The 13,727-nt window shown below is 30.9% G+C and carries 11 protein-coding genes; 4 read left to right on the top strand and 7 right to left on the bottom strand.

Annotated elements, in window-relative coordinates; all coding sequences use genetic code 11:
* Nucleotides 1-11 precede the first annotated feature (11 nt).
* The 3 genes from AAEO58_RS01245 to polA form a co-directional block, all read right to left on the bottom strand.
* The gene (locus AAEO58_RS01245; protein ID WP_341681273.1) at nt 12-740 is read right to left on the bottom strand and encodes a GLPGLI family protein; all 729 of its coding nucleotides are present in this window, start codon (nt 738-740) and stop codon (nt 12-14) included.
* A gap of 51 nt (nt 741-791) precedes the next feature.
* Nucleotides 792-1,088: a hypothetical protein gene (locus AAEO58_RS01240; RefSeq protein ID WP_341681270.1), complete on the bottom strand. Its 297-nt coding sequence runs from the start codon at nt 1,086-1,088 to the stop codon at nt 792-794.
* Between the two features lie 158 nt (nt 1,089-1,246).
* On the bottom strand, nt 1,247-4,099 hold the full coding sequence (gene polA, locus AAEO58_RS01235; protein ID WP_341681268.1) for a DNA polymerase I: 2,853 nt from the start codon (nt 4,097-4,099) through the stop codon (nt 1,247-1,249).
* A 334-nt stretch (nt 4,100-4,433) separates the two neighbouring features.
* Here polA and AAEO58_RS01230 point away from each other — a divergent pair, with 334 nt between their 5' ends.
* A complete protein-coding gene (locus AAEO58_RS01230) occupies nt 4,434-7,181 on the top strand; it encodes a sensor histidine kinase (RefSeq protein WP_341681267.1) in 2,748 nt (915 codons plus the stop codon).
* 2 nt (nt 7,182-7,183) lie between these two features.
* Entirely contained in the window at nt 7,184-7,924 is a 741-nt protein-coding gene (locus AAEO58_RS01225; RefSeq protein ID WP_341681265.1) for a LytR/AlgR family response regulator transcription factor, read from the top strand.
* Nucleotides 7,925-7,985: 61 nt separating this feature from the next.
* On the opposite strand, the gene AAEO58_RS01220 is transcribed toward AAEO58_RS01225, so the two are convergent.
* The 3 genes from AAEO58_RS01220 to AAEO58_RS01210 all read right to left on the bottom strand — a co-directional run bounded on the left by AAEO58_RS01220 (nt 7,986) and on the right by AAEO58_RS01210 (nt 11,211).
* Nucleotides 7,986-8,126 carry a hypothetical protein gene (locus AAEO58_RS01220; RefSeq protein ID WP_341681263.1) on the bottom strand — a complete coding sequence of 47 codons (141 nt, stop codon included), beginning with the start codon at nt 8,124-8,126 and terminating at the stop codon, nt 7,986-7,988.
* A gap of 172 nt (nt 8,127-8,298) precedes the next feature.
* Nucleotides 8,299-9,336 carry a hypothetical protein gene (locus AAEO58_RS01215; RefSeq protein WP_341681261.1) on the bottom strand — a complete coding sequence of 346 codons (1,038 nt, stop codon included), beginning with the start codon at nt 9,334-9,336 and terminating at the stop codon, nt 8,299-8,301.
* A 6-nt stretch (nt 9,337-9,342) separates the two neighbouring features.
* The gene (locus AAEO58_RS01210; RefSeq protein WP_341681259.1) at nt 9,343-11,211 is read right to left on the bottom strand and encodes a LamG-like jellyroll fold domain-containing protein; all 1,869 of its coding nucleotides are present in this window, start codon (nt 11,209-11,211) and stop codon (nt 9,343-9,345) included.
* A gap of 277 nt (nt 11,212-11,488) precedes the next feature.
* On the opposite strand from AAEO58_RS01210, the gene AAEO58_RS01205 reads away from it, so the two are divergent.
* Nucleotides 11,489-12,718 (top strand): metallophosphoesterase, encoded by a 1,230-nt coding sequence (locus AAEO58_RS01205; RefSeq protein ID WP_341681256.1) that lies wholly within the window; start codon nt 11,489-11,491, stop codon nt 12,716-12,718.
* Between the two features lie 73 nt (nt 12,719-12,791).
* On the top strand, nt 12,792-13,088 hold the full coding sequence (locus tag AAEO58_RS01200) for a thioredoxin family protein (protein ID WP_026724375.1): 297 nt from the start codon (nt 12,792-12,794) through the stop codon (nt 13,086-13,088).
* Here the strand turns inward: AAEO58_RS01200 and AAEO58_RS01195 are convergent.
* Nucleotides 13,085-13,723: a polysaccharide deacetylase family protein gene (locus AAEO58_RS01195; protein WP_341681251.1), complete on the bottom strand. Its 639-nt coding sequence runs from the start codon at nt 13,721-13,723 to the stop codon at nt 13,085-13,087. The two genes, AAEO58_RS01200 and AAEO58_RS01195, sit on opposite strands and share 4 nt — an antisense overlap.
* Between the last annotated feature and the right edge of the window lie 4 nt (nt 13,724-13,727).

Raw genomic sequence — 13,727 nt, 5'->3', positions numbered from 1 at the left:
ATTGATTATTATCATCTAAATCGACTTCTTTCTTTGTTTTTGTTTTCTATATATTCTTTTAATGTTTTGTAGTTGAAAATTTTTCCAGATAGAAATGGTGGGCTTATTGTTAAAGGATCATTTTTAAATAAAACATTATAGGCAATGATTTCGTTTGATTTGGTTTCCACTTTTAAAATTAATCCAGGTAGTCCACAATAAACGAAGGGTCCGTCGGATATGGGTATTTCGTCTGTAAACCAAGCAATTATTTCATTTCCGTAGTGCTTTGTAACTGCTTTTTTGCATGCGTATCCTATTACGGTTTCTGTTTCATCAATTAGTTGCCATTTCCATTGTGAAATGCTGTCAACAATATTTATGGTTTCATCGTAATATTGTGTATTGTATGACTTATTCTTTAAAAAATCTTTGTATAATGATTTCTCTTTGAATTTTGCATTGAATACCTCTGATATTATCGTTTTTTTTATAGTATCACCAGCTTCATTTACTTCAGTACTTGTAGAAATTTGATCCGCGCTATCTATAATAATTTTTTCATTTTTATATAGAGATGATTTCCCATCAGTATTCAATTTATATGAAAAAACATTTGCCTTGTAAGCAATTTGTACATTTTTTGGCATTAAATTAAATTGTTCTTGACTTGGAGCTTTTGAGTTTTCAAAATACTTAACTTCTACAGTTTGAGCTAAACAAGTAATGTTTATAATTAAAAATAAGAAAATATATTTCATTAGTGTGTTTTTTTTGAATTACCGCCTAAAAATTATTAGGCGGTAATTGTTTTATCTACAATTTGTTGTTGAAGTAACTCCTGAATTACCCATTTGATAACAAGTTGTACAGATACTACTAATTACAGTAACTGTTTCATATGCATCTTGAGTAGTGTCCATTGAAAGCACTTTTCTAGTATAAGTGCGATAAAAAAAAGTTACTGTTGTCCATGCGCAACCAACAGTTTCGTCTTCAGAAACATCATTTTTTGAGGTTTTTCCTTCAACTACAAAGTTGTTTTCTTGAAAATCGTTTTTTTCGACATTAGTCGCGAAAGTCAGAGTTGTTGCAAAGAATGCAAGCATTAATAGCGTTTTTTCATTGTGTAAAGATTTTAAAATTATTACATGCTAAACAAAAAAAAAAAAAAAACGACTTGTGCAAGTTTTTTAACAAAAAAATCCAACTACCAACTCCAACTGCCAACTGCTCCCGAAGTTTCGGGATGTCCACTGACCAGTTTCTAATGCGCTTCCAACCAATTTTTACCCAATCCAATTTCCACATCTAACGGAACTGCCATTTTGAAAGCGTTTTCCATTTCGTGTTTGATCATCGGTTGAATTTTTTCTAATTCGGAGTTGTGTACGTCAAATACTAATTCGTCATGAACTTGTAATAGCATTTTTGATTTCCAATTTTCAGCAGTCAGTTTTTTGCGAATGTTAATCATCGCAATTTTGATGATATCCGCAGCCGAACCTTGAATTGGCGCATTCACAGCATTTCGTTCCGCACCACCACGAACAATCGCGTTGGCTGAGTTGATGTCTTTCAAATAACGTCTTCTTCCTGAAATCGTTTCTACATAGCCGTGTTCTCTAGCAAAATCAACTTGCGAAGTCATAAACGATTTTAATTTTGGATACGTTTGATAGTAGGCTTCAATTAATTCTGCACTTTCTTTTCGAGATAAATTCGTTTGGTTGCTCAATCCAAATGCCGAAACCCCATAAATAATTCCGAAGTTTACGGTTTTAGCATGGCTTCTTTGTTCTTTTGTTACTTCATCTAAAGGGACATTGAATACTTTTGCAGCCGTACTTTTGTGAATGTCTTCGTGATTTTGAAACGCTTTAATCATATTTTCTTCACCACACAAAGCCGCAATAATACGCAATTCAATTTGAGAATAATCGGCAGAAAGTAAGGTGTAATTTTCATCGCGAGCAATGAAGGCTTTTCTTATTAATCGTCCTTTTTCGGTTCGAATAGGAATGTTTTGTAGGTTTGGATTTGTTGAACTCAAGCGTCCTGTAGCAGCCACCGTTTGCATATAATCGGTATGCACACGACCTGTTTTTTTATCGACTTGATTTGGTAAAGCATCAATATACGTACTTTGCAATTTCACCATTTGACGCCATTCTAAAATATCGCGCACAATTTGATGTTCGTTTGCCAAATAACTCAACACTTCTTCACCAGTCGCATATTGACCGGTTTTGGTTTTCTTCTGTTTTGCGCCACCAATTTTTAGCTTGTCGAATAAAATATCGCCCAATTGTTTTGGAGAAGCCAAATTGAATTTCTCTCCCGCGGTTTCATAGATTTGTTGTTCAAAAGCATCAATTTCTTTTTGCATGTCAACCGACATACTTTTTAAAAACTCCACATCCAAACGAATTCCTTCTTTTTCCATATCGGCTAAAACAGGAACTAGCGGAATTTCGATTTCGTCAAACAATTTTTTCGTACCTACTTTTTCTAAAATTGGTTGGAAATGTTCCTTTAATTGAAAAGTAATATCAGCATCTTCAGTTGCATATTCTTTAATATCTTCCAAAGCAACATCGCGCATCGACAATTGATTTTTACCTTTTTTACCAATTAACGTTTCTATCGATTTTGGCGAATATTTCAAATAGGTTTCCGACAACACATCCATATTATGTCGCATATCAGGATTAATTAGATAATGCGCAATCATGGTGTCGAATAATTTTCCTTTGACTTGAATATTGTAATTCGAAAGAATTTTCAAGTCGTATTTCATGTTTTGACCGATTTTTTCGATGTTTTCATTTTCGAAGAATGGTCGGAATTTTTCAATTAATGTTTGTGCTTCTTCCTGATTTTCTGGAAACGGAACATAAAATCCTTTTCCTTTTTCGAAAGAGAACGACATTCCTACTAACTCGGCATTCAAAGCGTCAATTCCAGTAGTTTCAGTATCAAAACAAACCGAAGTTTGATTTAATAAATTTTGCAACAATAATTTTACAGGCAAATCACCTTGAATAATTTGGTAAAAATGCGTCGTGTTTTCTAACGTTGCATAATACGAATGATTCGCTGTTGGTTCATCCGATTCATCACTAAAACCGAACAAATCGAATTGGTCTTCATTTGATTTTTTTGCTGGAGCTTTTTTAATGGGTTGTGGAATTTCAGAAGTATTTCCGTTAGCATCAATTTCGTCGTATTCTTTCCCAGAACCAAATAATTTATCAAACTGCGCTTTCATTTGACGAAATTCCAATTCTTGAAACAAAGCATCGGTTTTTTCTACATCAGGTTTTGATAATTCGTAATCGTCAGCATCAAATTTTACTGGACAATCGAGTAGGATAGTAGCTAATTTTTTAGATAAAAGTCCCAATTCTTTATTGGCTTCGATTTTTTCTTTCATTGCACCTTTTAGCTGATGCGTATTGGCTAATAAGTTTTCTAAAGTGCCATATTCGGCTAAGAATTTTTTAGCTGTTTTTTCACCCACGCCAGGCAATCCAGGAATATTATCAGCAGAATCGCCCATCATTCCTAAAAAATCAATTACTTGATCAGGACGTTCGATTTCAAATTTTGCTAAGACTTCGGGAATTCCCCAAATTTCAATATCATTCCCCATTCGGGCTGGTTTGTACATAAAAATATTTTCTGAAACCAATTGGGCAAAATCCTTATCTGGCGTTACCATGAAGACCTGAAAACCTTCTTTTTCGGCTTGTTTTGCTAATGTTCCAATCAAATCATCGGCTTCAAAACCTGCTTTTTCGATAATTGGAATATGCATCGCTTTCAATAATTCTTGAATGTATGGAACAGCAATTTTAATCGCTTCTGGCGTTTCGTCACGGTGCGCTTTGTATTCTTGATACATTTCAAAACGATAATCGCTTCCGCCTTTATCAAAAGCCACGGCTAAATGATCAGGTTTTTCGCGTTTTATGACATCCATTAAAGAATTCATGAATCCCATAATAGCGGAAGTATCCATCCCTTTAGAATTGATACGAGGATTTTTTATAAAAGCATAATACCCACGGAAGATAAGCGCGTAAGCATCAAGAAGGAAAAGACGTTTTTGTGACATGACTAAAAATATTTATAGTGTAAAAGTAATCAATCAGATTATTAGAATGAATTTTTTATAAAAAAGAATGTTTTCATGAAATTAAAATGGGTTTTTAAGTGAAATAAAAAAGACTATAAACTATTTTATCTATTTTTATATTCTTAATGAAAACAAATAAGTGACAATTTTATATCAAAAAAAATTTCTTACAAAAAGTATTTTATTTTTTGTTCTTTTTTTTGTGCTTTCTGTGAAAGCTCAGGAACCTTTTATACGAAAAATTTCCTTTCTTGAGGGTTTACCATCGGATGTGATTTATGATATGTATGTTAGTAAAAAAGGATTGCTTTATTTGGGAACAGATAAAGGATTGGTTTCGTATGATGGTGTTCATTTTACTTTGTATCCATTTGATGAAAACTTAAGTAATTCGGTTAACTCTATTCAGGAAGATGAAAACGGAGTTATTTATTGCAAGAATTTTTCCAATCAAATTTATTTTTTGTCTAACGAGCGTTTAAATTTAGATAAAGCTTTCAATGATTTGATTTCTAAAAAGAAATTATCAATTGTAGATTTTAGTGTTTTAGGAAAACAAAAAGTACTTTTAACTTCGAATCAATTTTTTGGGATTGCAAGCAATAAACACTTTGTAATTTATCAATCGAATTTAGTAGAAAATGATTTTTATCATTTATCATATAATACAGTTTCAAACGAATTTTATATTTCAAGTCTTGATAATATTTTAAGTTTTAAAAACAAGAAATTACAAAATAAGATTAAAGTTAAAAATGGTGGAAACATTTTAGAATTTCATCAAGGAACGCTTTGTTATAGTGCAAAATCAATTGAAAATAAAGTTAAGGTTGGTGATAGTTTTATTAATCTTAGTAATTTAAAGCAAACTGTTATTAACAAAATTACAAGTTGTGAATCTGATTTATGGATATGTTCTAACGATGGAGTTTTTGAAATAAATTTAGATAAAAAAAAGGCTGAAAATGAATTTCTAAAAGGAAAACGAGTTTCTGATATTGTTAGAGATAATGAAGGAAATCATTGGATTAGCACTTTGGATAATGGGCTGTTTTTTATGCCAAACAAGAGTTTAAAAAACTTAAGTATTCAGCAAATAGATGAACAAAAAAAACCAAATTTTTCAAGAGTAAAAATTGCTAAAAATGGTCACTTTTTTGTAGCTACATCAACAGGTTGTGTGTATGAATTTGACAAAAATGGAAATCAAATCTTAAAGTATCAATCTGAAAATAATTTTGAGATTGAATTTATAACACTACATAACGACTTAATATTAACATCGGCAGCTATATTTAAAGTTGGAAATCCAAAACCTATTTCTGAAAAAAAATTGTATTTCGGTAAAGAAGTTGTAATAGACAGTTATGGTAATTTATTTATTGCTTCTTCATCTTATGCAGGCTTATTAGCAAGCGATTTTAAAAAGCACTTAATAATTCCTAAAAATTACAAGTCATATAATTTTAGAAACTTTGGAATAAATACCAGTTTTTTGTGTTTTAGAGAGCGTAGAGCAAGAACGGTTTTTTTTGATAAAATTTCTAATATTTACTACGTTGCTTATAATGATGATTTGTATTATTACGACAATTATGGAAAAGCAAACATTATAAAACTTCCTAATAACGAACCAATTATTGCATCAGAAATTATACAAAACAATGATGGAAGTTTGTGGATTGCTACTACACAAAAAGGAATTATGCAAATTAAAAACCAAAAAGTTGTTCAACATTTAACTGCTAAAAATAAACTAACAAGCAATAACTGTAGAAGAATTGAAATTGATTCTGAAAAATTATGGATTCTTAACGACAAAGGAATAGAAATATACAATTTTAAAACAAAAGAAATAAAGAATGCAAGTGCTAATTTATGTATGAAAGGAATTACCATAAACGATTTTGTAGTTAGTAACAATACTGTTGCATTTATTACTAATGAGGGTGTTTTTTATACCAATAAAAATATAGTAGATACTGATTTTGTTCCTCAATTTGAGTTTACAAATTTATGGGTGAACAACAATAAAATACCTTTTAAAAATCATATAGTTTTAGATTATGATGAAAATACAATTCAAATTGATTTTAGAACTATTCATTATAAAAGTTTAGGCGATTATAAATATGAATACCGTATTAAAAACAGTTCAAATACCTGGAATGCAATAAGTTCACAAACTCCAAATGTTAAATTTGAATCGTTGAAATCAGGTAATTATATATTTCAAATTAGAGTTAAATATGACAACAGAACAACTAAAATAAAAGAATTAAGTTTTGAAGTAAAAAAACCGTTTTGGTTACAATGGTGGTTCATTTTATTTGAAGTTATAACTTTAGGATTTATAATTTACTTCGTAAATAAAAATGCAGTTTTAAGAACAAAAAAGAAACAAGAAGTTAAAGAACAATTGGCTTTATCACAAATCACAGCATTGCGATCGCAAATGAATCCGCATTTTATGTTTAATGTTTTGAATTCGGTTCAAGGATTAATTTATTCCAATCAAAAAAGTAAGGCTAGTGAATACTTAGGGAAATTCTCCGACCTGATGCGAAAAATACTAGAAGCATCTGACAAGAAAGAAATCACGGTTGAAAAAGAATTTGAAATGTTAGAAATGTATGTTTCATTAGAAAAATCTAGGTTTGATAACGATTTTGAATATACCTTTTCATTGCCAATTGGTTTAGATTTATCCCAATATAAAATTCCATCTATGATTATTCAACCTTTCGTTGAAAACGCCATCAAGCATGGATTGATGCACAAAAAAGGTGCAAAGGAATTACATATTATTGCTGAAATTGTGACTGATTATTGGCATTTTACTGTTGAAGATAATGGAGTTGGTAGAACAAAATCGGAGCAAATAAATAAAAATTTTAAAAGTCACAATTCGTTTGCTACTAAAGCAATTGATACGAGAATTGCATTGATAAACAAAATAGCAACTTCTAAAATTGAAATTCAAATAGAAGATAAATTATCAAATTCAAATGAATCTTTAGGAACAAAAATTAGTATTTTAATTCCTGTAAAAATCATATAAATATGCGAGCAATTATTGTAGATGACGAATTAAATGCAAGATTAGCATTGAAAGGAATATTAGAAGAAAATTTTCCTGAAATAGAAATTGTTGCTGAAAATGCAGATGTGCCAAGTGCCGTAAAATCTATTCATTCTTTTCACCCTGAATTAGTGTTTTTAGATATTGCTATGCCAGGATATTCTGGGTTAGAATTGCTTAAATTTTTTGATGAAAAGAATATTAATTTCAAAATTATTTTTGTAACCGCTTACGCAGAATATGCTATCAATGCTTTTGAATTGTCGGCAGTTGATTATATTTTAAAACCTGTAAGAATTGATGCTTTACAACGAGCTTTGTCAAAAGTAAACGATAGTAAATCATTAGAATCGTTGAAAGTTTTACAAAGTAATTTGGATATTCCGCAACATAAAAAAATTGCATTGAATACTGGTGACGGAATTACTTTTATTGAACTTCAAGATATTTTATATTTAAAAGCTGATGGATCGTATACACATTTCTTTATTTCAAATAAAAATAAAATTACAGTGAGTAAAAAAATTGCCGAGTTTGAACGTTTGGAACAAGTGAGCAATTTTATGCGAATTCACAGAAGTCACATTATAAATTTAGAGCGCATTCAGAAAATTTTAAAGCAAGACGGAGGAACTGTTATAATGGATAATGGTGATGAATTATCGATTTCAGCAGATAGAAAAACGACTTTATTAGAAAAATTTGATTCGTTTAGATTCTAAAAAAAACCGCTCCAGAAATTAATCTGAAACGGTTTTTCAAAAAAACTACTTACTTACTTTTTTATAACTTACTCAATAATTGCACTTTTCCGTGCATTTCTTTTGTTGCTGTGAGAATTAAATTTCCTTTTTTACCTTTTTCGTAATAGTGCAATTTATCACCTTCTTCCATCTTTATTGTGGTAGTTGCGTTTTTAGTCAAACTATAATTTCCGTCATTTTATGCATTGATAACTCTTACTTAGTTATCAGTATCATTTTTTATTTTGATATCGAATTTTAGAAAACCCTAATGTTGCTAAACTCACCAAAGGCTTTTTTAAATATATTAATCTAATGAATAAGAAGAACAGGAGGATTATTTTATTTAATTATTATTTGTATTGCATGATGTTTTCTGTGTCGGCAATTGGAATTCCTGGCGATGTAGATTTGACATAGAAATTACCCATAAAATTTTGTCCGCTACCATCTTCTCTTACTGCTGTAAACTGAAATGCCACATACTTTGTTTTGTATTTATTTAAAGCTGGAATATTTGAATCGGCGATTGAATTATTCTTACATACAACTACAAATAAAATTTGCCTAGCAATTTCTTTTTGAGTTAAAGGGTCTTTTATTGATGTGTATAGCTGATCTTTAGTGTTTTCGTATGCATATAATGGTTCCAAGTGAGTAATGCCTTTTTCTGCAAAATGCTTTTTCAATGCTGCTGGAGCCGCTAATCTTGCTTTATTATAAGTTGCGTTTTTTACATACGTAACTCTATCTGGTAATTTTGAACCTTTGTCAATGCTTTTTACAAATTCATTGTATTTCTGGTTCTCTAAAACAGTTTTGGTCTTTAATGATTCGGGGGTGTAATCCTTAAGTTTTTCCTTATCTTTTGAAAGCACTAAATACCCACAGTTCAATACCCCATCAGAAAAATCAACCAGCATCCATTTTAAATAACCTCGAACTTTTGCTTCTGCTTTTCCTGGCTCTGTAAAGTATGAATATGATCCATACCTCACCATTCCTGCATTATTTGTCTTTTCACAACCACCACAAATATTATTTTCCCATGTGTAAGCTGCTTTAGATTCTCCATTCCATGCAAAAATGACTTTATCACTTTTCCCTGACTCCCATCTTTTTATTTGTATGGTTTCTCCATCTGCTGGCAGTTGACCTTTCGCACTTTCTACAATTGCTTCATTTGCATCAGTAGGTGGAAGAAATTTAAAATAATAATTTCCAAAAATGGTTCCGGGTTCGTCTTCTATCAAAACTTCCTTACTTTTTTTGTTATTAGACGATTTTTTATCTTTTTTATTGGCTAATCTTTCCAATAAACTTTGAGCATTGGTATGTGAACTTGTTGTTAGTAAAACTCCTAAAAGAGTACCTAAGATTATTTTTTTCATATTTATTTATTTTATAATTAATTTTTGAGTTGACACTGCATTGTTTTCATCTTCAATTCTAACTAAATACATTCCTTTTGATAAGTTAGAAACATCAATATTTTTAGAATTTGAAATCATTACTGTTTGACCTTGAATAGAGTAAACTTCAACTGATTTTACTTCGTTTTCCATTTCAATAGTGAAATAATCGATTGCTGGGTTTGGATAAATAGAGGCTTTTAGGTTATTAGAATTAAAGTTTTGGTTAGAAAGTAATGCAGCTCCATTTGCATACAAATTACTTACTTGTGCAGCACTTAAAGTAGTGTTATATATTTCAAAATCATCAAGATGTCCATAAATATTTGTTGGAATACCTCCTGCTTTACTACCAATTGTTAATGTATTTCCAATTGTATTCCAGTTTGGTTGAGATCCAGTTCTTATTAAAGCACCATTTTTATAAATACAAACTGTTTTATTATCTGAGTAAGTAACAACATAATGATCCCAATTTGTTGTTAAAGCAGTAGCTGTTTGAGAAGTTACGTCAGCTTGCCAACCATAATTTGTGACCGTATTATTTTCATATATAGTAACACCGTATGCATTGGCAGTTGTTTGTGTTCCCCATTCAAAAATACTATGGTATTCTACAGGAGTAGTTCTTGCTCTTTTGAACCAAAAAGAAACACTTCTTTTGCTATTTCCAGTTGGTAATGTTGGGATATTGCCAGAAACTAACGCTTCATAATTTTTTAAAAACACAGCACTATTTGTGTTTCCAGAACGATCGGCTACAAATCCAGGATAAGTTCCGGATGGCCCAGGACCAAGATATAAAGTACCGTTTTGACTTAAAAATGAATTGTTAAAACGAAACGCATCAATAACCGACTGTGTAAAGGAGTAAACAGGTGAATATGTTGTTGTACTACCACTTGTAAATGCTAATTGATAATAATAGGTGGTTGTTGGAGTTAAACTATTTAAATCTGTTACAAAAGTTTGATTTGCATTTCCTGTTATTGTTCCTAACGCAACAGTGTTTAGTAAAGTTGGACTATCTCCCCAATTTAAACTAACTGTCGTCGATACATTATTCGCATTTAAAACATTAGTTATTTGGGCATTTGTATTTTGAAATAAAGCATCAGAACTTACTACACCTGATACAGATGGAATCCCGTCTGTATCATTTTTAACTTGATTTATTTCAGCAGAATTTAATGCTCTATCATAAACATAAAATTCATCTATATAACCATTAAAAGCCTTACTTGCCATAAAATTTCCTGAACCATCTGCTCCACCACCAATTGAAAGTATTTGGTTATATTTAATTAAATTAGCAAAGCCTACATTTGAGTCAAGAGTTGAATCGTATACACCATTAACCCATCTGGTAAAAGAGCCATTACTCGCATAAGTTATTGCAATATGTTGCCAAGTGTTGTTAGCTAATTGAGTGTCCATAACAGGTCCAACCCATGAACCATTAGAGATTGAAATTTGACCACGAGACCATTGACCTGTTGAATTAGGATTTCTGTAAAATACAGAGTCAAACATTTGAAATCGTGTTGCGTAAGCCTGAGCTTGTGGTGCAGCATTTTTTTGCCAAAAACAAATTGTAAATGTGTTTGTAATTTGAGGAGCAATAGCTGTAGTTTGCAAAGCAGAATTGTTAAAATTAGCAGTTTGACCAGTTCCATTTCCGCCAGAAAGGTAGGTTACTGCTGTACCTGTCATATTGGTCATGTTCGATAATCCGTTATGGCTATTTGCATTTCCTTCAAAACCATAATAAGCCACCAATCCATTTGTTGGAGCTTGTGCTAATCCTTTTGTTGCGATAAAAGCAACTGCGATAGTAAGTAAAAGTTTTTTCATTTTGTTTAACTATTAAAATTATAGTGCGAAATTCTATAATTGAGTTTTTGTAAAATGAATTTTTACACGAAACAACTGTTTTACTCCACAAAATATTGCTTTTTATTTATAAAGAAATAGCTTAATAGCAATGAATTATACTACTATAAAATAAAGTTTTATAATTGTTTTTTATTTCTATTCTTAACTTTTCTACATTTTAGTATCATTCGTTAAAATTTTAATAAATGCGTATTGAATTGACAAAGTTGTAGTTACTTTGCAAAAAAAAGAGCTAATGATTCGTTGGATTGTTTTTTTAGTATTTGTTGTCATTCTGGAAATCTATGCTTTTCAGGCATTTAAGACTTTGATAAAATCGAAGTGGTTTTTTGTTTTCTACTATGTAACATCTGCAATCGCTTTATTTTATATTGTTTACCAATTGTATCATTTTGATAGAAGTGTAGGGCAAACTCCAAAAACCATGTTGACTTTTGGGTTGTTGTTACTACTTTATGTGCCGAAATTATTATTGACCATCATATTATTTGGAGAAGACATTATTCGCTTTTTTGCTGGATTATTTGGTGTGATAACAAAAAGTGGTTCTGAAGGATTTTTACCTGAAAGAAGACGTTTTGTGAGTCAAATCGCGTTAGGAATAGCTGCTATTCCGTTTGCTTCATTTTTATATGGAATTACCATTGGAAAATACAATTATAAAGTAATCAAACAAACCTTGTTTTTTCCTGATTTACCAGATGCTTTTGATGGAACTACGATTACTCATATTTCGGATGTTCACAGTGGAAGTTTTGATGATGCAGAGAAAATTCAATATGCAATTGATTTAATTAATGAGCAAAATTCGGATATGGTTTTGTTTACAGGTGATATTGTAAACACACATGCTACCGAAATGGATCCTTGGATTGATACTTTCAAAGGAATTCATAATCCTAAATTTGGAAAGTTTTCTATTTTAGGAAATCATGATTATGGCGAATATTTAGATTGGAAATCTCAAGCTGAAAAACAAGCTAATTTTGAAGGAATAAAAGCGATTCATGATAAAATTGATTTCAAATTGTTGTTGAATGAACATGTGAAAATCAAAAAAGACAATCAAGAATTAGCTATTGTAGGTGTTGAAAACTGGGGAAGAAAATTTGGTGAACGTGGTGATTTGAATTTAGCTTCTCAAGGATTAACGAAAGAAGATTTTAAAATTGTACTGAGTCACGATCCAAGTCATTGGGATGAGAAAATTCAGCACGATGACAATCATTATCACTTGACACTTTCGGGTCATACACATGGGTTCCAATTTGGGATAGAAATCCCGGGTTGGGTAAAATGGAGTCCAGTGCAATATGTTTACAAACAGTGGGCTGGATTGTATGAAAATGCGGGAAGATATATTTATGTAAATCGGGGTTTTGGCTTCCATGCTTATCCTGGTAGAGTAGGAATTATGCCCGAAATAACGGTTATTGAACTAAAAAAAGGAGAAAATGTAGCGTAATTCAGTAAAAATGCTACATTTGTATATTATTTTCGTGTGAAAATTATTTTTTTGATACTAATAAATTCAATTTATGTCAAAATTTGGAGAACTTATCGATGCTCAAGTACCTGTACTTATCGATTTTTTTACAGAGTGGAATGAACCTTCAGTAGCTATGAATGAAGTAATTCGTCATGTTGCGGCTGCTTTAGGAGATAAAGCACGTGTAATTAAAATTGATGTGGATAAAAATCAGGAATTAGCTGAAGCGCTTCGTATTAAAGGTTTGCCTACTTTAATGATTTATAAAGAAGGTCAAATGGTATGGAGACAAAGCGGCGAACTTGATGCAAACACTTTAATTTCTTTAGTGCAAGAACAAGCCTAAGAAATTACATCAAAAACAAACCCCTTATCTTTTAAAATTTGTATTGCTTTTGGTAATGCATATTTCATGTTTTTTTCTGCTTTCAGGCTATCGTGAAATACGATAATGCTTCCTTGTTCTGTATTTGAAATTGCGTTTTCTAAACATTTTTCTGCTGAAATGGTTGAGTCAAAATCATAACTCAAAACATCCCACATAATTATTTTGTAACCAAATTGTCGAATTGCTTTTGATTGACTTGGTTTAATTTTTCCGTAAGGAGGACGAAATAAAAACGAGTGTTCAGCGTTCAGTTTCAAGATTTCAGTTTCGCACAACTTGAAATTATCGATATAATGATTAGTTTCGGTTTTCCAACCGTTTAAATGATTAAAAGTGTGGTTTCCTGTTTGATGACCTTCAGACAGAATTCTTTTATAAACTTCTGGATGTTTTTGGATGTTATCACCGATACAAAAGAAAGTCGCTTTAATTTCTTTCGATTTTAAAAGATCTAAAACCCATTCGGTTACTTCTGGAATTGGGCCATCATCAAAAGTTAAATAGATTTTTTTATCCGAATTTGGAATATCCCAAACCAGATTATTGAAAACCTTTTTAATCCATTTATTTGTTTTTACCCAATTGAAGTTCATCTTG

The organism is Flavobacterium helocola (assembly GCF_038289885.1).
GTDB classification, from domain to species: Bacteria; Bacteroidota; Bacteroidia; order Flavobacteriales; family Flavobacteriaceae; genus Flavobacterium; species Flavobacterium cheniae.
The sequence above is the reverse complement of the archived record's forward strand: the minus strand, read 5'-3'. Positions and strand labels throughout refer to the sequence as shown.